This window comes from Algoriphagus locisalis (assembly GCF_900116615.1).
GTDB lineage: Bacteria > Bacteroidota > Bacteroidia > Cytophagales > Cyclobacteriaceae > Algoriphagus > Algoriphagus locisalis.
The window spans coordinates 75,254-100,573 of the sequence record NZ_FPBF01000002.1; the positions used below are offsets into that span (position 1 = coordinate 75,254).

General features: G+C 42.1%; 21 protein-coding genes and 1 tRNA gene. 3 read left to right on the top strand and 19 right to left on the bottom strand.

Going from position 1 to position 25,320, the window contains the following annotated elements; genetic code table 11:
• Position 1: 1 nt before the first annotated feature.
• The 8 genes from BM386_RS05115 to BM386_RS24010 all read right to left on the bottom strand — a co-directional run bounded on the left by BM386_RS05115 (position 2) and on the right by BM386_RS24010 (position 9,681).
• Positions 2–1,033, bottom strand: a complete 1,032-nt coding sequence (locus tag BM386_RS05115; protein WP_091692023.1) for a cytochrome c oxidase subunit II — start codon at positions 1,031–1,033, stop codon at positions 2–4.
• Between the two features lie 22 nt (positions 1,034–1,055).
• The gene (locus tag BM386_RS05120; RefSeq protein ID WP_091692024.1) at positions 1,056–2,348 is read right to left on the bottom strand and encodes a quinol:cytochrome C oxidoreductase; all 1,293 of its coding nucleotides are present in this window, start codon (positions 2,346–2,348) and stop codon (positions 1,056–1,058) included.
• Between the two features lie 2 nt (positions 2,349–2,350).
• Positions 2,351–3,073, bottom strand: coding sequence for a c-type cytochrome (locus tag BM386_RS05125; protein WP_091692025.1), 723 nt, complete (start codon positions 3,071–3,073; stop codon positions 2,351–2,353).
• Positions 3,074–3,086: 13 nt separating this feature from the next.
• A complete protein-coding gene (locus BM386_RS05130) occupies positions 3,087–3,617 on the bottom strand; it encodes a DUF3341 domain-containing protein (RefSeq protein WP_091692026.1) in 531 nt (176 codons plus the stop codon).
• Between the two features lie 2 nt (positions 3,618–3,619).
• Positions 3,620–4,984 (bottom strand): NrfD/PsrC family molybdoenzyme membrane anchor subunit, encoded by a 1,365-nt coding sequence (gene nrfD, locus BM386_RS05135; RefSeq protein WP_091692027.1) that lies wholly within the window; start codon positions 4,982–4,984, stop codon positions 3,620–3,622.
• A 17-nt stretch (positions 4,985–5,001) separates the two neighbouring features.
• Positions 5,002–8,085, bottom strand: a complete 3,084-nt coding sequence (locus BM386_RS05140; protein ID WP_091692028.1) for a TAT-variant-translocated molybdopterin oxidoreductase — start codon at positions 8,083–8,085, stop codon at positions 5,002–5,004.
• A 39-nt stretch (positions 8,086–8,124) separates the two neighbouring features.
• The gene (locus BM386_RS05145; RefSeq protein ID WP_091692029.1) at positions 8,125–9,387 is read right to left on the bottom strand and encodes a c-type cytochrome; all 1,263 of its coding nucleotides are present in this window, start codon (positions 9,385–9,387) and stop codon (positions 8,125–8,127) included.
• Between the two features lie 171 nt (positions 9,388–9,558).
• Positions 9,559–9,681, bottom strand: a complete 123-nt coding sequence (locus BM386_RS24010) for a hypothetical protein (protein WP_280140997.1) — start codon at positions 9,679–9,681, stop codon at positions 9,559–9,561.
• A gap of 71 nt (positions 9,682–9,752) precedes the next feature.
• Between BM386_RS24010 and BM386_RS05150 the strand changes: the two genes are divergently transcribed.
• The 3 genes from BM386_RS05150 to BM386_RS05160 all read left to right on the top strand — a co-directional run bounded on the left by BM386_RS05150 (position 9,753) and on the right by BM386_RS05160 (position 12,683).
• Positions 9,753–9,823, top strand: a tRNA-Cys gene (locus BM386_RS05150).
• A 149-nt stretch (positions 9,824–9,972) separates the two neighbouring features.
• Positions 9,973–10,449, top strand: a complete 477-nt coding sequence (locus BM386_RS05155; protein WP_091692030.1) for a (2Fe-2S)-binding protein — start codon at positions 9,973–9,975, stop codon at positions 10,447–10,449.
• Positions 10,446–12,683: a xanthine dehydrogenase family protein molybdopterin-binding subunit gene (locus BM386_RS05160; RefSeq protein WP_091692031.1), complete on the top strand. Its 2,238-nt coding sequence runs from the start codon at positions 10,446–10,448 to the stop codon at positions 12,681–12,683. The genes BM386_RS05155 and BM386_RS05160 overlap by 4 nt, the downstream gene beginning before the upstream one ends.
• Positions 12,684–12,865: 182 nt before the next feature.
• On the opposite strand, the gene BM386_RS05165 is transcribed toward BM386_RS05160, so the two are convergent.
• The 11 genes from BM386_RS05165 to BM386_RS05215 form a co-directional block, all read right to left on the bottom strand.
• On the bottom strand, positions 12,866–14,131 hold the full coding sequence (locus BM386_RS05165) for a fibronectin type III domain-containing protein (protein WP_091692032.1): 1,266 nt from the start codon (positions 14,129–14,131) through the stop codon (positions 12,866–12,868).
• A 60-nt stretch (positions 14,132–14,191) separates the two neighbouring features.
• Positions 14,192–14,791, bottom strand: coding sequence for an outer membrane beta-barrel protein (locus BM386_RS05170; protein ID WP_091692033.1), 600 nt, complete (start codon positions 14,789–14,791; stop codon positions 14,192–14,194).
• A gap of 395 nt (positions 14,792–15,186) precedes the next feature.
• A complete protein-coding gene (gene rpsA, locus BM386_RS05175; protein WP_091692034.1) occupies positions 15,187–16,959 on the bottom strand; it encodes a 30S ribosomal protein S1 in 1,773 nt (590 codons plus the stop codon).
• 215 nt (positions 16,960–17,174) lie between these two features.
• Positions 17,175–18,194 carry a 3-deoxy-7-phosphoheptulonate synthase gene (gene aroF, locus BM386_RS05180; RefSeq protein ID WP_091692035.1) on the bottom strand — a complete coding sequence of 340 codons (1,020 nt, stop codon included), beginning with the start codon at positions 18,192–18,194 and terminating at the stop codon, positions 17,175–17,177.
• 114 nt (positions 18,195–18,308) lie between these two features.
• Positions 18,309–19,082 (bottom strand): tryptophan synthase subunit alpha, encoded by a 774-nt coding sequence (trpA, locus tag BM386_RS05185; protein WP_091692036.1) that lies wholly within the window; start codon positions 19,080–19,082, stop codon positions 18,309–18,311.
• A gap of 293 nt (positions 19,083–19,375) precedes the next feature.
• Complete coding sequence (gene trpB, locus BM386_RS05190; protein WP_091692834.1) at positions 19,376–20,554, bottom strand: tryptophan synthase subunit beta; 1,179 nt, start codon at positions 20,552–20,554, stop codon at positions 19,376–19,378.
• A gap of 54 nt (positions 20,555–20,608) precedes the next feature.
• Positions 20,609–21,235 carry a phosphoribosylanthranilate isomerase gene (locus tag BM386_RS05195; RefSeq protein WP_091692037.1) on the bottom strand — a complete coding sequence of 209 codons (627 nt, stop codon included), beginning with the start codon at positions 21,233–21,235 and terminating at the stop codon, positions 20,609–20,611.
• Positions 21,235–22,053, bottom strand: a complete 819-nt coding sequence (gene trpC, locus BM386_RS05200) for an indole-3-glycerol phosphate synthase TrpC (RefSeq protein ID WP_091692038.1) — start codon at positions 22,051–22,053, stop codon at positions 21,235–21,237. Before trpC ends, BM386_RS05195 begins: the two co-directional genes overlap by 1 nt.
• Positions 22,054–22,059: 6 nt before the next feature.
• Positions 22,060–23,070: an anthranilate phosphoribosyltransferase gene (gene trpD / locus BM386_RS05205; protein ID WP_091692039.1), complete on the bottom strand. Its 1,011-nt coding sequence runs from the start codon at positions 23,068–23,070 to the stop codon at positions 22,060–22,062.
• A gap of 31 nt (positions 23,071–23,101) precedes the next feature.
• The gene (locus BM386_RS05210) at positions 23,102–23,668 is read right to left on the bottom strand and encodes an anthranilate synthase component II (protein ID WP_091692040.1); all 567 of its coding nucleotides are present in this window, start codon (positions 23,666–23,668) and stop codon (positions 23,102–23,104) included.
• A 42-nt stretch (positions 23,669–23,710) separates the two neighbouring features.
• Positions 23,711–25,123 carry an anthranilate synthase component I family protein gene (locus tag BM386_RS05215; protein WP_091692041.1) on the bottom strand — a complete coding sequence of 471 codons (1,413 nt, stop codon included), beginning with the start codon at positions 25,121–25,123 and terminating at the stop codon, positions 23,711–23,713.
• Positions 25,124–25,320: the final 197 nt, after the last annotated feature.

Consider the following 25,320-nt stretch of genomic DNA (forward strand, 5'->3'; position numbering starts at 1 on the left):
GTTACTTTTCGCTTAATTGAATTTCTGCAAGCTCTTTAGTCTCTGCCGGAAGATCCGCTGCTAGTGCTGGATTATTCTGGATAAAAGATTTTTGCTCCGCAAACCACTTCTGGTACTCAGCAGGTTCCACTACCTGAATTATCTTTTTCATAGAAAAGTGTCCCTTTCCACAGATCTCAGTACAGGCGATCTCATATTCGAAATCTGGATTCCCTGTTTCCTCACGCATTTCAGCAGTAGTTTTAGTAGGGACAAACCAGAATCTAGTAGGCATACCTGGCACTGCATCCATTTTTAATCTCATGTGCGGTGCAAATACGGAGTGAAGCACATCTCTTGCTCTGATTTTGAATAGCACTGGCTCACCTTTAGGAATTACCACCACTGGTGACGAAAAGTCATCGATGGAGTTTTTATCAGTAAAGTCAATACCGTGGGAATTTGTTGCAGTGATCAAACGGTAATCGTAATCTCCGAGCACCTGGTCTTTACCTGGGTATCGTACTTCCCACGCAAATTGATAACCCATGATCTCTACAGTATGAGCATTCTCAGGAGCCGGAGCGGTGATATCCGACCAAGCTACCCAACCAGAAATAACCAAACCTGCCAGAACAATAGCCGGAACGATTGTCCAGATAATTTCAAGCTTGTTGTTATCTGGATAGAAAGATGCTTTTCTCTTCTCGCTATACTGATACTTGTATGGAAAAATGAATAGCAACACATGAGTAATGAGGAATACAATACCAGTGATGGCCATTGACCACCAGAAAAGTGAATCAGTAATCACACCATGCTCTGAGGCAATTGGCAATTGATAGTTATCAAATTCTTTGATAGAATACCAGAACATTAATGCTCCTCCTGCTACCAGGAAAACGATGAATAAAATTGCATTAATCTTATTACTCCCTGAAGCGATCTTCTTATCAGATCCTTTTACAACAGAGACTAACGTTTGGATTCTATAGACCATCCATATTATGGACAATATCAAAAGAACCCCTACTCCAATCAGAAATCCGTACATACCTTAGTTATTTCGGCTGTTATTAAATGTGATGATTATAGCTTTCTTCAAGCATTGGATGGTTTTTAGGAACCAAATTACCTTTTGCTAATCCAGAAAGGACTACAAATGTAAAGGCTGCACCATAAACCAAGAACATTCCTACTTCCATAAATCCTACGCCACCATTATGCCCTAGTGTACCCGGCTGAACCATTAGGAAGAAATCAACCCAGTGTCCAGCGATTATCAAAGCACAAACTAATTTCAAGAATACTCCATGTCTTTTAGAATCTCTTGTCATTAATAACAAGAAAGGAAGCACAAAGTTTAGCCCTAGATTGACAAATATGAACGGGCCATAAATATCGCTGGACAATCTTTCGATAAAGTAAACAGTCTCTTCAGGAATGTTGGCATAATAGATCAACAAGAACTGAGAAAACCATAAGTATGTCCAGAAGATTGTGAAACCAAAGATGAACTTACCTAAGTCATGCACGTGGTTTTCATTGACCATCTCCAGCAAGCCTTGGCTCTTCAAAAAGATAACAATCAATGTAATCGTGGATAGACCAGCTACAAACCAAGAGGAGAAAACATACCATCCAAACAAGGTGGAAAACCAGTGTGTGTCAATGGACATCACCCAATCCCAAGCTGAGATAGAAGAAGAAACTGCAAAGAAAATTAAGAAGAATGCAGACCAGCTTCTGATTTTGTACCAAGAAGAGGTGCCTCCAATAATATCTTCATTGTAAGTAAACTGTTGGAACTTCTTGAAAAAGAAAACCCAGAATCCAAAGAACAAAACCATTCTAAAGATGTAGAAAACAGGGAAGGTTCCTTTTGCCATTGGCCAGTAGAAGAAAGCTCCTTTTCCATCAATAATGCTATCGTATTCTGGAGAAGATTTATCGAATAAATAAGCGTGAGTCCAGTGAAACAAATCATGATTTGCGACAAAGAACGTTACGATCATCAATACCCCTGCAATTGGCAACCAATTACCCAAAGAAAGCATAACTCTGATGATAGCCGTGGACCATCCGGCCTGAGCTGCATATTGAATAGCAAAGAAGAATACGCCTATTATAGCTATACCAGTGAAGTAAACATTATTGATCCACAAGTTGGCATAAAGACGCTCGTACCAATGAAATGCATGTCCTTCTGCTTCTGCTGCTTCGTGGTGACCACCACCAAAGATTGCCATTAAGACACCGATGATAAGTAGTGCTGCTCCGATTCCCAAAACCGTAAATACGATCTTTTTGGTAGCTGCCGTGAAATCAAATTTTTGATCCAGATTATAGTGTTGTACGTGATGAGCCATAATTAATTAGCTGGAGTTTCTACTTGTGATACATCTTGGTCAGCTACTTCCTCTGCTACGACTTCCGTCGATGCAACTGCATTATCAGCATTCTGACCTCCTTGGAGTTCTTGCTTCACGTAGTGAACAATTTTCCATCTGTTTTCAGGTGTAATCTGAGAAGCGTGAGCTCCCATTCTACCTTTTCCTTTAGTAATAACATGGTAAATATGACCTTCAGAAAGTCCTACATAAGCACCACCTTTAAGGTTGGCTACACCACCGATAATTGCACCTACTTTACCATCGCCTTCCCCTCCGGCACCATGACATGGAGTACAATAAAGTCCAAATAGCCTTTTTCCATCTACTAAAACCTCATCATTTAATTCGATTGGGTTCTTCATGTTGGCTCCAGCTTCTTCTATTTCAAAAGCTTTATAACGATAAGGCAAGTAGCCCTCCTTATTTCTAGGAACAGTATTCGCAACTGGCTCACGCATGTTCATGTTGTGAGGATTGTTTATGTTACTGTTGAAATATTCTCCTTTTCCATCTTCGCGGGTAGAAATCAAATCTCCCTTAGTCTCAGAATCTGTGATCTGCGTCAAAGGTTCATAGGCTACCGAGTGGTACATCTGAGGGGCATATTCCAGGCCTTGATTTTCGCCTCCGGCTCTACAGCCTGCAAGGGCAATCCCTGCTACTGCAATCCCTAAAATACTTAGTGTCTTAGCAATCTTCATTTTTCCAGATTTACTATTCAAAACTTTTTTTATTAACCTCTGATGCTCCAGAAGATTTCAATATCTCTTCAATCTTAGCCAGTTCCATAGCCGAATTATTTGCTATGTCGATTGCCATGACGTGCTTATCATCAGTGATTCTCAAATCGAAGATTCTAGGCTGTGCCCAAGGCTTCAAGTTTGTGCTCACCATGAATACACCTACCATTCCGAATGATGCCAACAAGACAGTCAACTCAAAAGTCACAGGAATAAAATCAGGGAAAGCTCCGTAATCCTTACCACCAATGATCATTGGCCAATCAAACTTCATCATGTAAAACTGCATCGTCAACGCCAAGGTAGTTCCTAGCAATCCGAATAAGAAAGCTGCTATAGGCAACTTACTTCTTTTATATCCTAGGTAATCATCTATCCCGTGTACAGGGTATGGTGAATAGACCTCATGGATTTTAATACCTGACGACCTTACTTGCGTGATTGCCTGAAGCAATACATCTTCGTCTTCATAAACTCCAGTAACAAAATGTGTATCTCTTTCCATGATTATTTATGCACTTTATCAGATGAAGACTTCAATACAGATTTCACTTCTGCCATGTTGATTACCGGGAAGAATTTGGCAAACAAGAAGAACAGGGTGAAGAACAAACCAAACGTGAATAGGTAAACTCCCACATCAGCCCAAGTTGGGTAAAACATCGCCCATGAAGATGGAAGATAATCTCGGTGTAGGGAGGTTACGATGATTACAAATCTTTCAAACCACATCCCGATGTTTACTACGATAGACAACGCGAACGTTGCTACGATAGAAGTACGGATTTTCTTAAACCAGAAAAGCTGTGGAGAGATTACGTTACAAGTCATCATTGACCAGTATGCCCACCAATACGGACCGGTAGCACGGTTGATGAAAGCATACTGCTCTGCTTCTACTCCTGAGTACCAAGCGATGAAGAACTCTGTGATGTAAGCAATACCTACGATTGAACCTGTGATGATAATTACAATGTTCATCAACTCGATGTGTCCCATTGTGATGTAATCTTCCAGTTTATAGACTTTACGCGTAACTATCATCAGCGTCAATACCATGGCGAAACCAGAGAAAATCGCACCTGCCACAAAGTATGGAGGGAAGATAGTCGTGTGCCATCCTGGTATTACTGAAGTTGCAAAGTCAAAGGATACAATCGTGTGTACAGAAAGTACAAGTGGAGTAGCCAAACCAGCAAGGATCAAGGAAACTGATTCATATCTGCTCCATGATTTTGCAGCACCATCCCAACCGAATGAAAGTGCTCCGTAAATAATCTTTCTTAATCCTGTGGCTCTATCTCGAATGGTAGCGAAATCAGGAATCAAACCAATGTACCAGAATACAAGTGATACAGAGAAGTAAGTTGATATCGCAAACACATCCCAAAGTAACGGGGAGTTAAAGTTTACCCAAAGTGATCCAAAAACGTTTGGAAGCGGAAGTGCCCAATAGGCTCCTAACCATGGACGACCCATGTGAAGAACCGGGAACATAGCCGCACAAATTACAGCGAAAATAGTCATTGCTTCTGCAGCACGGTTGATGGATGTTCTCCACTTCTGTCTGAAAAGTAACAATACTGCTGAAATAAGTGTACCAGCGTGACCAATACCAACCCACCAAACGAAGTTGGTGATATCCCAAGCCCAGCCTACAGTTTTGTTAAGACCCCACATACCGATGCCTTCCCAAACGGTGGCAATCACAGCAATGGATCCTAAAGCCAAAACACCGGCAGACGTAAGGAAAGCTAGAAACCATCTGATATTTGGTTTTGCCTCTACATGCCGTGACACATCATGTGTCACATCATGGTAGGTTTTACCCCCGGTAACTAACGGCTCGCGTACGGATGAAGTAACCTGCATAGTTTATAAAATTTTGATTACGCTTCGTTTAAGTCTTTATTTCTGATTTTGGTAAAGTACCAAACGTTTGGACTCACGTTGATCTCTTCCAATACATGGTATGCTCTCTCCTCATTCACTTCTTTCAATGCTGAAGTAGTGTTCTCCTTGATTTTAAGAAGTTGGGAAACCTTAGAATTCGAATCATTCATGTCTCCGAATACCAAAGCATCAGTAGGACAAGCTACAGCACAAGCTACATTGATGTCACCATCTTTCACTTTACGCTTCTCACGCTTAGCTTCTAGCTTACCCGCTTGGATTCTCTGCACACACATGGAGCATTTTTCCATCACACCACGAGCACGAACTGTTACGTCTGGATTCAAGACCATTTTACCCAAATCATCGTTTTGAGCTACATTGACTCCAGCGAAGTCTTTGTTATCATGGTATTTGAACCAGTTGAATCGACGAACTTTATACGGACAGTTGTTTGCACAATATCTTGTACCAATACATCTGTTGTAAGTCATTTGGTTAAGCCCCTCAGAAGAGTGGGTCGTTGCAGCTACAGGACAAACAGTCTCACAAGGAGCATTGTTACATTGCTGACACATCATCGGCTGGAAGGTAACCTCAGGATTGCTAGCGGCTACTTCCATAGCGCTTAAGTCATCAGCTGGAGCATCAGAAGAATAGTAGCGGTCAATCCTGATCCAAGCCATCTCTCTTCTGTTCAACACTTCCTGCTTCCCTACTACTGCCACGTTGTTTTCAACCTGACAAGCAACAGAACATGCAGAGCAACCGATACAAGAGTTCATATCGATTGCCAAACCCCAGTGATGCTGAGAATATTGGTGTCCTGACCAAAGAGAAATTTTAGATGGTTTTACAAATTCTCCATCCTTGTAAATATGTGGATGAGATCTGCCTGCAGAAGCATCTTTCTGGTATTCGCTCAGCACAGATTCCTGGATTACGTTTTCACGTCCCATGAAGGTCTGGTGAGTTTGCGTACGGGCTATTTTATAAGAATCACTGGTTGCAGAAACCTCTACGCCTGAAGTAATATCGAAATTGACAAAGCCTTTAGAAGCATCCAGTAATTCGTAAGCGTTAACACCTACTCCGTTTGCAACTCGACCAGCTTTTGTTCTACCGTATCCTACAGCCAAACCAAAAGTACCTTCTGCCTGACCTGGCTGAATCATGATCGGAACGATCAAGGATTTACCATTTACAGTGATAGAAGCTTTGCTAGTATGCTCTTCAGATTGAGTGACACCATTTTCTGATGCCCACTTCTGAGTCACTGTTAAGTAGTTATCCCAAGTCGCCTTAGAGATAGGATCTGACAATTCTTGAAGCCAAGGAATATTTGCATAAGTACCGTTACCGATACCCACTTTAGTATAAATAACCAATTCAGCAGAAGCATTATCAGCAGAGTAAGCTTTTGAAACCGCAGAAGCAGCAGCACTTACATCTCCTACTGGAGCTAAAGGTGCAGAAGTAGAAGTGATAGCTAATACACCATTGTACAAGGTCTGATCCCAGAATTCCTGGAACGTTCCACCAGTCTCAACCTGAGTGAAAACATCACCCTGCCAGTTAGCCTGAAGGAAATCATAATAAGAAGTAGTATCACCAGCCCAAACCAAGAATGACTCTTGCGCTTGTCTTGTATCAAAAAGTGGAGAAATGGTAGGTTGAGCTAAAGAGAAGTGACCTTTCTTAGGCTCAAAATCATTCCATGACTCAAGGAAGTGATGATCTGGAGCTACTATTTGTACTAGAGAGGAAGTCTCGTTTAGAGTACCGTTAGTAGAAATACTCACTTTTGCTTTTGCAATACCGGCAGCGATTTCTGCTCCTCTTGCAAAATCATAAACCGGGTTACAGTTGTAGAAAATAACTCCACCAACTTTACCAGCATTCAAATCAGTGACAAACTGATTCATTTTAGCGTCATCCCCTTTTCTGTAATATGCAGGATTAGCGAAGTCAACTGTAGTGCCGTTGCTTCCAAGCAATTCATTAATTGCATTGATTACAACTTGTACATTTGGATCATTTGATCCAGACACCACTAGAGAAGCTCCTCTGCTAGCCCAAAGGTCAGCAGCAGCTTTATCCAGATGAGCTACCTCAACTGCTGGGGCTGAAACTGTAGCAGCACCCGCTTTCTTAGCGATTGCATTGTAAAGTGCTAAAACTGCCAAACCGCTTTGAGAAGCTTTGATTGGAGTTCTGTAATCAGCATTTGCACCAGCAAGAGATAAGGTAGATTCAAACTGATAATGTCTGGACATTTCAGGCTTCTCCTTGCTGATTTTTCTTGTCTGAGCATATTGACGCGCAAATTCAATTGGAGAAATCCAAGAACCTAAGAAGTCCGCTCCGAAGGATACGATAGTTTTTGCCTTGTCAAAAGAATAAGAAGGAAGAACTGCAGCACCATAATAAGTCTCAGCAGCCTTTGTAATACCGTAATTAGAAAGAGGATCATACATGATCACTTCCACATTGCCATTTGCGTTAGCAAATTGCTCAATTGCCAGCATGGTAGAAGGAGAAATAATTGTATTAGCTACAATCTTCACAGCTCCTGCAGAAGCCAAAGCAGATTTTGCCTGAGCATCAACAGTTTTCCAATCGGATGGCTTACCACCACTGTAAGGTACAGCAAGTCTTTCTTTATCATATAGAGAAAGTACAGATCCCTCTACGATAGCATTTACTTTTCCCTTATTAATAGGAGAAAGTTCGTTTCCATCAATTTTGATCGGACGACCCTCTCTTGTTTTTACTACGATGGAAGCATAATCGCCACCTGTAGCATAAGTAGATGCGTAATAGTTAGGAATAGATGGGTTGATATCAACCGGCTTATTCACATAAGGGATCATCTTTCTGACAGGAGCCTCACATGCTGCCAAAGAGGCTGCTGCTAAGCTGAATCCCATCACTTTCAGAAAGTCTCTTCTGGAAGCACTACCCTCTTCGTTGAGTGTAGAAGGAAGCTCAGGGAATTCCCTGTCCGCGTTCTTTACAAACTCTGGATCGTTGTTGAGCTGCTCAAGCCCTTTCCAGTACGTTTTTTTATTTTCCTTCATTTTATGATATAAGAATGAATTTGCGAAAAGAATAATGAATTAATAGTGGCACTTAGCACACTCCAAACCTCCGATGTCTTTCACCTTCAAGGCATCTTTAGAATCAGTGTGTATCTGAACCAACTTATCATAGTAGGCGTTGCCCTCAGTTTGGATCTCAGTCTGTCTGTGACAATCGATACACCAACCCATAGTAAGCGCGCTATGCTGACCAACTACTTCCATTTCCTGAATAGGGCCATGACAAGTTTGGCATTCTACTTCTCCTACCACGACGTGCTGGGAGTGATTGAAATAAGCCAAATCCGGAAGGTTGTGAACTCGCACCCATTCGATAGGCTGGTTGTTGTCAACCGCATCGTATATTTTCTGAATTTCTGGAGAAACACCTTCTGCCCCTTGTACATTCTGCACATGGGTGTGGCAGTTCATACAGATGTTAGCTGAGGGGATGTTGGCAGATCTTCCGATTTCAACTCCAGTATGACAATACTGACATTCGATCTCTAATGTACCTGCGTGAAGGGCGTGAGAATAAGCAATCGGCTGCTCTGGAGCATAACCTTGCTGAACGCCCACAGAGTAAAGGCCATCTAGTGCTGTCTTGGCAACTAAAGCGATTACCAGTGCTGTCACTATAACGACAAACATATCGCTTTTAAAAACTTTGCTAAGGTTGGTTTTTTGGTTGACAAACTCCTTGTCATCCTCATCCAGCTCTTGCTTGGTCAGATACTTGGTCAATACCGAAATAATCAATCCCAAAACAATAAGAATCAATAGCAAAACGACTACAAGTACACCAAGAATAATGGTCAGGTACTCATTAGGAATCCCACCTTCTGCTGCTACCGCACCACCTTCTGTTCCTCCTGCTGCCGCCGCAGCTGCTGGGTCAGCAGTATCACCGTACTCTATATAAGCTAAAAGATTATTTAGATCATCGTCACTCAAAAACTCGTGAGAGATCATCACTGTATTGTTGTACTCTTTGTACAAATCATTATAATACGCATTGCCAGATGCGATTACAGCCTGAGAATTCTTAATGAAACTCTTCACTAATTCGACCGGAGCTCTGTCCGTCGCACCTCTCAAAGCAGGACCAATCAGCTTCTGATCTAATTTGTGACATGTCTTACAATTTGCATTGAATACAGTCTTACCTGCTGCCACTGCTTCGTCGCTATTTGCTACTGCCGGATCTGCTGCAAAAGCCTGCATTCCGATCAGCATTAAAAACAGCACTGCCAGTGTGTGGAAATTCAATCGAACCCCTACTAACGAGCGTTTGGATAACATATTATAGCTAATTAAATAGTTTATGCGGTTTTATATAACCCCTGCAAAGGTACTACCCGAAGCCAATTTTTCAAACTAGTGAGGGATAGAGCTGGATGATTCATGTCCGCTCTATTTGATTTCATATATAATTGTATTACAGGTGATTAAGATTTATTTTTGAAGCAGAATTTAATTTAGAATCTTTATAAATAGAATGTATTTCACATGCTTTTCAAACTTCCATTGAAATCCCACGATAGAAGGCTCAAGTTTATTCAATTCAAAAGAACCAAAGGCCGGTTTTTTTATCATAGCTTTAAAAATATCAAGCACTTTATTGCAAGGAAAAAGATATTACCTACATTTGCATTCCAATTCTGATTGGTCGAGTGGCCGAGTGGCTAGGCAGAGGTCTGCAAAACCTTCTACAGCGGTTCGAATCCGCTCTCGACCTCATCCAAAAGCATTCATTTCGGTGAATGCTTTTTTTGTTTTACATCAGATTTTTTTAAGGTCGATTTCAAACCAGTGATGTAATTCTTTTTCCTCTCATTGCTATTCAGGCAGGCATTCCTTAGTTTAAGTTTTAAACCATTGATAATCATGCCTCGAGACATCACATTACACGTGAATGGAAAATCCCAGACCATTTCTGCTGACCCAGAAGAACCTCTTCTTTACATTTTAAGAGCCGAATTTGATCTCAAGGGAGCAAAATTTGGCTGTGGACTACAGCAATGTGGGGCGTGCATGGTACTTGAGGGAAACTCTGCTCAGCCTACTTGTCTTAGGCCCTGTGCCAGTTTTGAAAACACCCAAATCACAACACTGGAAGGACTTGCAAAAAGTGACAAACTTCATCCTATACAGCAAGCTTTCATAGAAACCCAGGCTGCGCAGTGCGGTTATTGCCTGAATGGAATGATTATTTCAGCCGTCGCATTGCTGCAAAAGAATAGCTCACCTTCTGACCTTGAAATCAGAGAAGGACTTAACCAGGTACTTTGCCGCTGCGGCACACATGCCAGATTTATCAAAGCAGTCAAATTGGCTTCTGAGAAAATAAACTCCGAATTATGAAAGATCATTTGCCTACAAACGAAAGCCGTCGCTCATTTCTAAAGGCTACAGGACATTTGATGATTGGGTTCAATCTCCTCCCCCTCTCTTTTTGCCAGACAAAAGCTGAACAAACAGAGATTCCGCCTTATGCTGGTGTTCCGCTACGCGCCACGATTGACAACAAGCTAGTTGACTCGTGGATTCGCCTGGATGCAGCTGGACATCTGACTGTACTTTCAGGAAAGCAGGAACTCGGCCAAGGAATTAAAATTGCATTGATCCAAATCGCCGCAGAGGAATTGGACATAACGCCAGAGCGTTGCCACATCATCAATTCCGATACCGGACAAACTCCCAACGAGGGATTTACCGCAGGCAGCAACTCTGTAGAAGGCAGCGGAAGCGCTATTCGCCAGGCCGCTGCAGAAGCAAGACAGTACCTCTTGAAGATGGCAGCACAAAAATGGAATATAGCTCCCGAGAGCCTACAGGTAATAGACGGAACGATCAAGTCTCCATCTGGGGAGAAAATAAGCTACTGGGAATTGCTAGACGGAAAGTTTATCGAGGAAAAAATCAGCGGAGAAGCCCCCTTAAAAGCTCCAAAGAATTATAAGTACGTAGGCCAACCGCTGCAGCGGGATGATATCCTGAAATTGGTGAATGGAGAATCTCACTTCGTACATGATCTGAAAATGCCTGGGATGGTGCATGCAAGAATCCTACACCCACCCTCTTATCAAGACAAACTTCAATCAATAGATCTGAGTGAAGTCAAGGCATTGCCTGGTGTATTGAAAGTCATCCAAAACGGAAGCTTTCTCGCAATAGTTGCTGAGCGGGAATATCAGGCAATAAAAGCCAGAAATCTGATGGAAGCTGCTGCAGTGTGGGACAAAAAAGGAATTCAGGTAGCTCAGAATCAGCTTTTGGAAGACATCCAAAAAGAATCAGGCCAGCCTGAGGAAGTTATGGCTTCCGAAGGAATCGAGCAAATTATTACTTCGTCAGCTTTGAACCATCAGGCAGAATACTTCCGCCCCTATCACATGCATGCTTCTATAGGACCATCTTGTGCAGTTGCCCTTTGGGAAGAAAACCTGCTTACCGTTTGGACTGCTACCCAGGGAGTTTACCCTGTCAGAAATACACTATCAGACCTATTTTCTATTGATGCGGAAAAAATCCGCTGCATAGGAGTACCGGGTTCTGGTTGCTATGGACACAACGGTGCAGACGATGTCTCCGGGGAAGCCGCGTTGATAGCCCGGGAAATGCCGGGAGTACACGTGCGCTTGCAATGGATGCGCGACGATGAACACAAATGGGAGCCTTATGGCACTAGCATGGCCTTTCGTCTTTCCGCAGGCATAGATTCTGATGGCAACTTGCTGGCTTGGGACAGTGCAGTTTGGTCAGATTCTCACAGTACCAGACCTGATGGCAGAGCAGGAAGTTTTGTTTCAGCTAGGCACTTGGATCCTCCAATTGAATTTAGAAAAGGCGGTTGGTCAGGCGGTTCACACCGAAATGGAGTTCCTGAATACACCTTCAAAGCTAAACAGCTCCACTTATTCGATTATCAAGGCCCACTTCGCACTTCATCGCTACGGGGTCTGGGAGCGTATGCCAACACCTTTGCGATGGAGTGCTTTTTGGATGAATTGATCCGAAAATCCGATAATGACCCTGTTGCCTTTAGAATTAAAAATCTAGAAGACCCGAGGGCCAGGGCAGTTTTGGAGGAATTGGAGAAAAACACAAATTGGAAGTCTAGGGCCAAAACAGCTAATAATGGATTTGGAATCGCCTACGCCAGGTATAAAAATGCCACCTCTTATTTTGCAGTCCTTGCAGAAGTGGAAATAGATAGGCAAGCTAAAAACTATAGGCTGAAAAAACTTACAGGAGTGATAGACTCGGGGCTGACTATCAATCCAGACGGCCTGAAAAACCAGACGGAAGGCGGAATGATCCAATCTGCCAGCTGGACGATGATGGAAGAGGTGAATTTCGATCAAAATGGAGTTACAAGTACCGATTGGAATTCTTACCCGATTTTAAGGATGGTTGATGTCCCGGAAGTAGAAGTTCATATCATCGATAGACCAGAGACCAAACCCATGGGTGCGGGGGAAGCTGCGATGGGTCCGGTGGCTGCGGCAATCGCCAATGCAGTGTTTGACGCAACGGGAAGTCGAATCAGGAATCTTCCGATTAAACCTGAAAAGATAGATTGGAGTAAAGTCTAGTTTGCCGAGAATCTAAAAACTTTTATGATTAAACGCATAAATGCACGTACTAGAATTATGTTTTGTGCTAGCTTGGAAAAATCCCCCTCCTCCCCCTTAAAAAAGGGGGAGTTGCGAAACTTCAGCATTAAAACCAAATTTTAATTGGCTACGTGCAGATAAACGGATACACCTAAAACTTTTCAATCTCCCAACAAAGCCGACACGTTAATTTCCACAAGCTTTGTGTTCCCTTCAGAATTCTGAGTATTTGCATACAGTTTTTCCCCGCTCCAGCTCAATCCCACTATTCCAGTATTGATCCATTCACTTTCCTGAAAATCCGTCACCTGAATCAACTGCCCTGAAGACAGATTCTTAATCCAAACCTGTGGTATTCCAGATCGATCTGAGACAAAAGCTAAAATATCTGAGTTCTCCCTAGAAAAAGATGGATTGCTATCGTTCCAATCTGACACCTCTAAGTTGCTCAATGCAGAGGGGCTTCCCGGGTCAACCCCCACTATATCATAAGAGAAACCAAGGGAGGTTTCTTTAGGAAAAGCCAAGCTATAAGCCAGAATATTATCCTCAGCTGAATAATCCATTCCTGCTAAATGGATTGGAGCATTTCCCAGAATTTCTTCTTCTCTTATCATGTTTGAGGTATCTTTTGTGACTTCAAACTCAACAATTCCAGACTCACCTTCCCCCAAACTATCCAAAAAATAAAGCATAGTGGAATGTGCCGCTCCAAACACAGGGAAGTAACTCCTAAAAGAATCTCTGGCATGTTCCTTCACATTATCTGAAGCCACGGTATATTCCTTAACAGCAGATGAATTTTCATCTATTCTCACAAACGCCAAATTAGCCCCACTCGCAGACCACGATGGAAATGCCCCATTTTCTAGGACCAAACTGGAAGCCTTATTTGTTATATCAAACAAAAAAATCTGTTGAGGATTTACAGTGGCACCTGCTACTGAAACTGAATATGCAATGGTTTGTCCATCAGGAGAAATCTGCGGATGTGTGATGTAATCAAACCCATCTTTTTCAAAAATGATATTAGGTGCAGGAAGTTCATCCGGAACGACCATCACACGATTCGTTTTATTGCTCACATCCGCACGTTTGGCTATTACAAAAAATTCCTGCCTTACCCCAGGCTCTAAGCCCTCCACGAGAAAAGTCGTCTCTCCTGCAGGAGTTTCTGCTAATTTATAATTGGTTGAATTGCTAAGAGACTTTGTCCAAATTTCGTAGTAAGTCGCAGGTACAGTAGTCGGGCAAAATCCGGCACAAAACTGATTTGAGAGCCATGTGAGCTCTACTTTGTCTGAACTGACCAATTTTGAATACAACATGGGAGCTTCCAACACGCTACCTTCCGGAATAGGATCATCGAAATTTTCGCAGGCTGAAAAAATTAAAAGGAACAACACGAGTATGGTAAAATTCTTCATAAGTCGATTTAGATAAAACCTATACATTTTTTAATGAATCAAAGATACGCACAGGGCATTTTAGAATTGATATCCAACACCGAGCTGAACGCCCAGTTCCTGCAAGATCTGTTTGTAGTTTCCTTCATTTTCAAAAGGAATAACACTATGCCTTTTGTAATTGGAAAAAATGGAGAAGGACAGCTTATTGGTATTAAGTTTTGTCCCAAGACCAACCAAATACCCAACACCACTTTGGTCTGACATATTATTTCCTTCGGATAGCTGAAAATCCAGCACTGGGCCGGCTGCTGCGTAAAATATTCTACCGATTTTATACTCAGCATAAACAGGAATAGAGAGCATTTTAAAATCAGGATTATGATTATAAGCGATGCTAAGACAATTGACGCAGGGCGGAATATTAGGATAATAACTTACCTGTGCAAAGCCATAATTTACACCTCCCGTCAGAGAGAATTTCTCGCTAATGCTTTTCGACAGTAAAACGCCAACCTCTAGTAAACTCTCAATATCCGCAGAACTGGCTCCATCGAGATCCTTGTTCCAATTGATCTGTGCTCCCGAAACGCCAAAATAACCTTTTACCTCTAGCCCAGACTGCGCTGTAACCGAAAGACTTATTAAAAGAATAATTGATAGTAAAAGTGCATTTTTCATAAGCTCGAATTTAATGGCAAAACTAGTTAAGCCAAGACGAGGACAAGAACCAATGTGCTACAAAGCAACAAAACTTCATTAACCAACGGCTACCGCTTTGGATCAAGACTCCAGACTTGGATCTGATATAATGAAGTCTTTGGACTTCGACTAGCATCATAGACGGGCAGTCTGAAGACTACATCGATTCCCGGCACAAGTCCTAAGACTTACGTCAAAGTTGAGCTTTTGGAGAAGCAGGACAGCTATGAAAACCAGTAAGACTCCGTTTAGCCTGACAACTGCGTACTTTGCGTGACCTTTGCTCACTCTGTGGTTAAAAAATCATCCACAAAAAAACGCCGACTTCTCAGCCGGCGTCTTCCAATATGAAATTTCAAATATTAAATCTGAAATTATTTTTTACCTTCCATTTGCTCTTTCAATTGAGTCAAAGCGTCCAAGTCACCAAGAGTTGACTTCTCTGCTGGAGCTGAAGATGAAGTAGAAGCAGAACCTGAATCAGATTTCTTCTTCGCTTCTTTCTTAGCTGGCTTCGCTTCTTCTCTGAACATTGCAGTGTGAGAAAGAACGATTCTCTTATCATCTTTAGAGAATTCAGTTACTTTGAAATCCAAAGACTCACCAACCTCAACTTGAGATCCGTCTTCTTTTTCCAAGTTCTTCACAGTAGCAAATCCTTCAAGACCGTAAGGCAATTCTAGAACTGCACCTTTGTCGTTTTTAGAAACTACAGTACACTTATGATCAGATCCTACAGGGAATACTGATTCGAACGTATCCCAAGGGTTTTCTTCCAATTGCTTATGACCAAGAGCAAGTCTTCTGTTGTCCACGTCAAGCTCAAGAACAGCTACTGCTAGCTCATCTCCTACTTTCACAAACTCAGATGGATGCTTGATTTTCTTAGTCCAAGAAAGGTCAGATACGTGAACCAAACCGTCGATTCCTTCTTCCAATTCAAGGAATAGGCCGAAGTTAGTCAAGTTTCTTACCACACCTGTGTGCTTAGAACCTACAGCGTACTTAGTACCCATGTCGTTCTTAGTCCAAGGATCTTCAGTCAATTGCTTGATACCAAGAGACATTTTTCTGTCGTCTTTGTCAAGAGTCAATACTACAGCTTCGATTTCGTCACCTACTTTCACGAAGTCAGCAGGGTTTCTCAAATGCTGAGACCAGCTCATTTCAGACACGTGGATCAAACCTTCAACACCTGGAGCAAGCTCAAGGAACGCACCGTAGTCAGCTACGTTTACGATCTTACCTTTCACTCTAGATCCGATTTCAAGGCTAGACGCCAAAGAATCCCAAGGATGAGCAGTAAGCTGCTTCATACCCAAAGAAATTCTCTTCTTATCATCATCAAAGTCAAGAACCACAATCTGAACTTTCTGATCAAGTTGCAATACTTCTTCTGGATGATTGATACGTCCCCAAGAGATATCTGTAATGTGTAGCAAACCATCTACACCACCTAGATCGATGAATACACCGAAGTTGGTCATGTTCTTGATCACACCTTCCAATACTTGACCTTTCTCAAGGTTGTTTAGGATCTCAGCTTTTTGTTTCTCAAGATCTTTCTCGATCAACACTTTGTGAGATACTACTACGTTATCATTTGCGTGGTTGATTTTCACCACTTTCACTTCCATTTTCTTACCTACATAGATATCGAAATCTCTGATAGGCTTCACGTCGATCTGAGAACCTGGCAAGAATGCTTCTACACCGTAGATATCTACGATCAAACCACCTTTAGTTCTTCTTTTCACCAAACCTTCGATCACGTTGTCATGCTCAAGGGCATCTTCGATGTCCTGCCATGCACGTACGATCTTAGCTTTCTTGCGGGAAAGGATCAACTGACCAAGCGCGTTTTCTTGCTCTTCGATGAATACCTCTACAGTATCACCTGGCTTGATGCCATCAAGATCACGGAATTCAGAAAGAGGAACCAATCCATCAGATTTGAAACCGATGTTGATGATTACATCCTTATCATTGACACCTACTACAGTACCTTTGATTACTTCCTTCTCAGTGATCTCGCCCAATGTACCTTCGTACATTGCAGCCATCTGCTCACGCTCTGCTTTTGAATAGCCTTCACCAAAACCTTTGGTTTCGAAGTTATCCCAGTTAAAATCTTCTTGTTTAGACATAATAGTACAAACCCTGAATAGCAATAGTCCTCGGGTCAGGAAACTATCGTTTTTAGTTGTAAATCAATGTGTTAAGCAAGCCCAGCACACTCCATTCACTCGAACGGACTGCAAAGGTATGGAATTATTGATAAATGAGAAGTTTCGGGAGAAAAATTAGATACGAAACACGAGTAAATTCAAAAGCCAGCGTCTCCACTGGCTTTTTTGTTTCTTTATAATAAATCAAATCCTTTTCGCATCGCAAAACTCTCTCTGATCCAACTTGCAAGTCTGGCACTTTGTGCAAAATCTAAGGTCTGCTGTCCATCGGAGTAGGCTTTCTCCGGAACTTCATGCGATTCATAGATAATTCCATCTGCTCCAGACATCACGCCTGCAAGTGCCATCTGAGGAACATAAGCACGGATGCCGATTCCATGGGAAGGATCTACAATCACAGGCAAGTGTGATTTCGCCTTCAGAATAGGAATTGCATTCAAGTCCAGCGTATTTCTGGAAGCTCTCTCGTAGGTTCGGATGCCTCTTTCGCAGAGAATCAATTTCTCATTCCCACCTGAGAATACATATTCGGCAGACTGCAAAAGCTCTTCGATCGTACCGGAAATCCCTCGCTTGATCATTACTGCTTTGTCCACTTTGCCAAGCTCATCCAGCAGGTTAAAGTTCTGGGAATTTCTCGCGCCAACTTGATAAACATCTACATAAGGATACATTTCTTCGATTTGGGAAGTCTGCATCACTTCGGTGACGATCTTGATTCCCGCCTCGCTCGCGATTTTATGCCAGAGCTTCAAACCTTCCAACCCCAACCCACGGAAAGCGTAAGGACTACTTCTTGGCTTGAACACACCGCCACGCATCATCTTAATGTCATTTTCCACACAGTGCGCTACTACAGCGCGGATTTGTTCTTCGGATTCGATGGAGCAAGGACCAGTGATCACGGCCATTTCCCCTTCTTTGATGAATATATTATCTCCTAAATCAACCGAAGTTGGCTTGGCTTTCCATTTTTTGGACACCAATTTGTATTCATCTGAAACAATGTGAATGTCAATTATTCCATCCATCTGGCCGATTTTGCGGATATCAAATTCCTTTTTGCCTATACCGATGAGGTAGTCGCCAAGTTGTGTTTTGACTTCTGTAGTTTTATAGCCGATATCATTGACCACATTGATCAATTTATCTTTTTGGCTGTCGGAAATATCGGGTTGAAGTTGGATAATCATTTTGAGTTACGAATTATGAAGTACGATTTACGAGGCTTTCTTAAGTATTGAAGTTGAATTTCAACGTAGTGTTTGAGGTTAGGAAATATTTCAATCTTTAAATCTTCCAGTTTTTCAATTAACCACGGATTGAATGTAGTTCTGAATGTCTTTATTCAGATTTTTTGAATCTTTTACTGTCTTGATGAACGCTGAACCGATAATGGCACCATTGCTATATTCTGACGCTTTGGAAAAAGTCTCAGCATCAGAAATCCCAAAACCAATCAATCTTGGATTTTTTAGATTCATCGCTTTTACCCGCTCGAAGTAGGCAATCTGCTCATCACTAATTCCAGCTTTCGCTCCTGTAATGCTATGCGATGAAACCATATAAATAAACCCACTCGTGTTTTCATCGATTTCCCGGATACGTTTTTCACTGGTTTGAGGTGAAATCAAAAAGGTATTCACCAAGCCATATTGAGCAAAAAGCTCTTTGTAGTCATCCTGGAATTGCTGCATAGGCAAGTCTGGTAAAATCAATCCATCCACTCCTACTTCCTTGCACTTTTGACAAAAAGCCTCCATTCCGTACTGCATGATTGGATTCAAATAGCCCATCATCACCACAGGAATATGAATTTTTGCACGAAAACCTTCTAGCTGAGCAAATATTTTCTTCAATGAAATGCCATTTTCCAAGGCGATCATATTGCTATCCTGAATCGTAGGCCCATCCGCTACAGGATCTGAATAAGGCACACCAATCTCAATAATATCCGCTCCTCCAGCCTGTGCGGCTTCCATGATAGGCATCGTATCTTCCAAAGCCGGAAAACCAGCAGTGAAGTAGATCGAGAGAACGCGCTCCTTTTTGGTGTTAAATAATGTATGTATTCGGTTCATATTTTCTGAATTGAAAAATTTGAATATTGAAAGATTGGAAAATTATGTTGAAAGGTGGGAAAGTGGTAAGGTTGGAAAGTTTTGACACTTCATTATTCAAAATTGGACATTATTCATTCGAAATTATTTACAAATGATTTTCTGATTTGCAGAATAACAATCGAGGTTCAGATTCATATCGTAAATCCGACATCATAAATCCCAAATCCTTAATTCTTCATTCTAAATTAATTCAGAAGAGTTAGTTTCTATAAATTCCGATGGAGGTTCAAAACAAACTAGTAAATCATAAATCAGTACTGACCCCATTTAATATATGTCTCCAGATCCTTATCCCCTCTTCCAGAAAGATTGACCACAATCACATCGTCTTTGGCAAATTCTATCATATTCAGGGCATGCAGCGCATGTGCCGACTCTATAGCAGGGATTATCCCTTCCAGCTTGCTCAGTTCAATCCCAGCCACCATCGCATCTTTGTCCTCCACTGCTACAAATTCACCACGTCCCACATCAAACAAATGCGCATGAACTGGTCCGATTCCAGGATAATCCAATCCTGCAGAAATCGAATGCGGCTCAACGACCTGTCCATCCTCAGTCTGCATCAAAATCGTCTTGGAGCCATGCAAAATTCCCGGTGTTCCCAGTGCCGTGGTCGCAGCTGATTTGCCAGATAGCACTCCCAGGCCTGCCGCTTCTGCAGCCACCAAACGAACCTCCGGCGTATTATAATAATGATAAAAAGCACCAGCTGCATTTGATCCGCCTCCCACGCAAGCAATCACAATGTCTGGATTTTCTCTACCTTCTTTTTCTCTGAGCTGCCATTTAATCTCCTCAGAAATCACAGATTGAAATCTGGCGACCATCTCTGGGTATGGATGTGGTCCTACTACAGACCCAATGATATAATGCGTATCAACAGGATTATTGATCCAAGCGCGCATAGCTTCGTTGGTCGCATCTTTTAGCGTTTTGGATCCGGAAGTCGCAGGAACGACTGTCGCTCCCAGGATCTTCATTCGCTCTACATTCGGACGCTGTCTGGCAATGTCAATTTCACCCATGTAAACCGTGCATTCCATCCCCATGAGTGCACAGACTGTAGCAGTCGCCACGCCATGCTGACCGGCTCCGGTCTCAGCGATGATCCGCTTTTTGCCAAGCTTTTTCGCCAAAATGATCTGACCTATGGTATTATTCACTTTATGAGCGCCGGTATGACATAGATCTTCACGCTTCAGGTATATTTTGGCACCGTATTTTTCAGAAAGTCTGGATGCAAAATACAAAGGCGTAGGACGACCAACGTAATCCTTCAGCAATCCTCTGAATTCATCCTGAAATTCCTTCGAAGCCAAGATGGCCTCGTAGTTTTCTTTCAGTTCTTCGACATTCGGGTGCAGCATTTCGGGGATATAGGCTCCGCCAAATTTGCCATAAAAACCCTTTTCATCTACTTGGATCATATGTTTTATAGTTGATAGTTGATAGACCATAGACTATGGTAGCTCAACAAAATTCTATGCTATTATTTTCCCTTTAAACCTCTTCAGTTTCTCTATGTTTTTCAACCCAGGAGCATCTTCAAATTTCGAATTCAAATCAACTCCTGCCAATTGCGGCATTTTTCCTGCCAGTGCTAATATTTCAGAAGCACTTTCCTCATCCAGCCCTCCACTTAGGATAAACCCTTTTTCAAAAGGGTATTTTTCCAAAACCTCCCAGTTGAACCGCTTTCCAGAACCACCATGCTGGGTGGTGGCCGTATCAAACAGAAAGTACTCTATCAACCCCACGTAATCTCTCAATGTTTCCCAATCAATAGACTCTCCCACCGAAATGACTTTCCAAAGCTTCTTACCGGTTTTCAATTTGAGTTCCCGCACATATTCCGGGCTTTCCTCTCCATGCAACTGAACAACAGACAGGTTAAATTCCTCCATTTTATTGAGTACAAATTCAATCGGTTCATTTACAAACACCCCTACTTTTGGCACATCTGTGATCTTAATAGAGTCTGCAAAATCGCCCGAAACATACCTGGACGATTTGGAATAAAATATCAATCCCATCCAATCAGGATTAACCTCTTGAATCAGGCTTTGGATATTCTCAGGATCACGCATCCCACAGACCTTGATTAGCATCAGATACTTACGGTTGATTCTTTAGCGTGCAACTTCTTGTATTCTTTGATGAAATTGTAAGCTGCTTGTTCTGGACGGCTGGATTTCATAAAGTTTTCACCTATAAGGAACCCATCGAAACCAGCTTTTTTCAACGTGATCAAAGTAGCAGGATCAGAAATTCCGCTTTCAGAAATCTTCAGGAAATCATTTGGGATTTTGTCCACCAAATCCAAGGAGGTTTGCAAAGACACATCAAATGTTTTCAAATTTCGGTTGTTCACCCCAACCAAATCCAACTCATCACAAAGACTTCTTTCCAGTTCTTCTCCATCATGAACTTCCATCAGCACTTCCAGCCCAAGGCTTTTTGCGAAAGCAGCCAATTCCTTTAACCTAGCGGGCTCCAAAGCAGCTGCGATTAGCAAAATGCAATCAGCACCAATTGATTTTGCTTCAAGAATCTGATATTCATCTACCACAAAATCCTTTCGGAGAATCGGGCAAAAGTTAAACTTTCGAGCTTCTTTCAGATCCGCATTACTTCCACCGAAGAAATCGGTATCCGTCAAAATCGATAAAGCCGAAGCACCAGCCTGCATATAACCTATGCTGACAGCCTCCACGGCTGCTGCGCCATTAATCAAGCCTTTGGAAGGTGACTTTCTCTTGAATTCAGCAATGATTCCTGATTTCTCGGGATCACATACATACTTCTTCATAGAAACTACGCTTCCTTCGAAGAAAGGGCTTTTCTCCAACAATTTCACCGGTACCAAACTGCTTCTCTCGGCTACTTCAATGTGCTTTTGAGCAATTATTTTATCTAAAATGTTCATATTATTTTAAGCTAAAGAAACTGAGGTTTTAGGATTGACAAGCCCTTCAAATACTGCCAAAGCTTTCCCGGAAAGCAAAACTTCCTCTGCTTTGGCAACCGCATCCAAAAAGGAAAGACCTTCTTCGGCTGTGACTAGTGCGGCTGCCGAATTTGCCAATACCACGGCATTTTGGCTTGCTGTACCTTTTCCTTTTAATATGTTTTCGAAGATTTTAGCAGATTCTTGTATGGAATTTCCTCCTTTGATGGACTGTGCACTTAGCTTTTGCAATCCCAGATTCTCCGGTTTCAGGACTTTTTCTCCCTCATTGGAAATCATCTTGAAATCTCCAGTCAATGAAATCTCATCGTATCCGTCCAACGCATGAAGGATGGAAAATCTACCCTGCATCTCCTGATACAAGTATCCATAGAGCCTTGCCAATTCCAGACTAAATACGCCCACCAATTGTTTACTTGGGAAACTAGGATTAACCATTGGCCCAAGCATATTGAAGAAGGTTTTCACGCCCAGATCTTTTCTGATAGGACCTACGTGCTTCATCGCCGGGTGGAAAAGCGGGGCATGCAAAAAGCAAATCCCAACCTCATCTAGACTTTGTCGGATTTTATCAATATCACTGGTAAACTCATACCCAAAATACGCAAGCAAATTAGAAGAACCGCAAATGGAAGAAACCCCTGTATTACCATGCTTGGCTACATTCTGACCAGCCCCGGCGACTATGAAAGAAGATAAGGTAGATATATTAAATGTATCCTTCCCGTCACCTCCTGTACCGCAGAGATCCATCGCATCGTATTCGGCAATCTCCACTGGAATACAACGCTCCAGCATAGCCTGCCTAAACCCAGAAAGCTCCTCCACGGTGATACTTCTCATCATATACACGGTCATAAATGCCGCTATTTGACTCTGATTATAATTTCCAGCAGTGATGTTTTTCAGCACCTCACGTGCGTCATCACGCGTTAGCGTTCGATGCTCGATAAGATGGTTTAATATTTCCTTCATAATATGGGGGTGTTGTTGGGTGCTTTTACAATTAATTTTCCAACCAGTTCTTTATGATTTGAACTCCATTCTCAGTGAGAATGCTTTCTGGGTGGAACTGTAGGCCACGGACATCAAACTGCTTGTGGCGAATAGCCATGATTTGATTATCGGGCGTGCGTGCTATTACTTCCAGGTCATGAGAAAGGGTGTTTTCATTGACAACCCAGGAGTGATATCTACCAATACTAAAAGTATCGGGAACGTCTTTGAAAAGCAAATCATCCTCCACTTTTACAATAGAAGCCACTCCGTGAAGCACTTCTGACAAATTGATCAAGTCTCCACCAAATGCTTCACCGATCGCTTGATGACCGAGACAAACTCCTAAAATTGACTTGCTGGAAGCATATTTTTTCAAGAGCTCAGGCATAATACCTGCATCTTCCGGAACGCCTGGACCGGGAGATAAAATTATTTTATCGTACTGAGAGACATCTTCTAAACTGATTTTATCATTTCGGAAAACATCCATAGTTTCACCATAACCAAGCTGGCGGACAATATAAACCAGGTTGTAGGTAAAGGAATCGTAATTATCTAGGACGAGGATTTTCATTTTAATTAATTGAAAGATTGGAAGATTGGAAAATTGGAAGATTTATATCCCTTCCGCCGTCCTCAGCGCCACTCTAAGCGCTTCCAACTTATTTGCGACTTCTTGCAGTTCGGATGGAATGGTTGATTTGGCGACGACCCCAGCACCTGCCTGAAATCTCAATTGATTGTTTTCTGAAACAAATGATCTGATCAATATCGCATGGTTGAAATCTCCATTGAAGCCTAAGTAACCAATGGCTCCTCCGTAAAACTCCCGGGAAACATTCTCCAGCTCATCTATCAACTGCATAGCTCTATACTTAGGAGCACCTGAAAGTGTGCCTGCCGGAAAGGTATCTGCTACCAACTGCAGCGGATTAGTGTTTTCTGGAAGTTCCCCAGTCACTTTGGATACCAAGTGGATCACATGGGAGTAATATTGAATCTCTTTGAAGACATCTACAGTGACTTTCTCAGAAGATCTGCTCAAGTCATTTCTCGCCAAATCCACCAACATCACATGCTCCGAATTTTCTTTTGGATCGTCATAAAGCTTGCGAGCCAAAACAGCATCTTCCTGATCATTTCCGGTTCTTCGAAAAGTCCCGGCAATCGGATAAATCGTTGCTTTTTTATCTTTAACCACTATTTGGGCTTCTGGTGAGCTACCAAAAACCTTGAAGGAACCGTAGTCAAAATAGAATAAATACGGAGAGGGATTAACCGATCTAAGTGCGCGATAAACATTGAATTCATCACCTTTGAAAGCCGTACTGAATCGCCTGGAAAGAACAATCTGGAACACATCACCTTTAAAGCAATGCTCGCGACCTTGATTCAGAATCTTCAAAAATTCCTCATCAGTATAGTTTGAGCTTTCTTCTCCCTCTCTTTTGAATGTATAGCTTGGAATATTTTTATTCGATAGCAAGCGCTCGATTTCATCCATGAGTTCGGGATTCTCTGCACCTGCTACTCTATGCTCCAATAAGTGAAGCTCATTCTTATAATGATCCACCACGATGATATTCTGATAGACTGAATATTGCATCATCGGGACATCAGATGGTTTGGTATTCTGCAGGCTGATATCTTCAAAATAGGCTACCGAATCATACTGAATGTAACCAAAAAGTCCATTTGAACTGAATTTGAAGCCATCCTGTCCGGTGTCAAACTTGCTCCCGAAGGCTCGTAAACTCTCCATCAACTTCTGGTCAGAGCTCACTTCGTAGGAAACTGAATGCCCAAGAGGCAAGGTTTCCTCCACTTTTCCAGCATTAAACTTGAAAGTAGCCAAAGGATTAAAACAGATGTAGGAATAGCTGTTTTCCTGCCCATGATAATCAGAACTTTCTAACAGAATCGGATTGGCAAAACGATCTCTGATCTGCAAATAAATACTTACAGGCGTGATGGTATCTGCCAGTCGCTTTCTGTAGGTCGTCAAAATCGGTAGTTTTATTCGAGTCATTTCGTAGATATTTTTTCATGAAAAAAGGCTTACCGGAAATCCAGTAAGCCTTTTATACTATATCGTAATGCAAAATCAAATGCAGGGGCTTTCTAAACTTCCTTTTGGAAAGAGTAAGAATGCCACCACCAGTATTTGTTTGCAATTGTTTTCATAAGAATGAGCGCAAATTTAGAAAGGGAATCTTAAGGACAAAG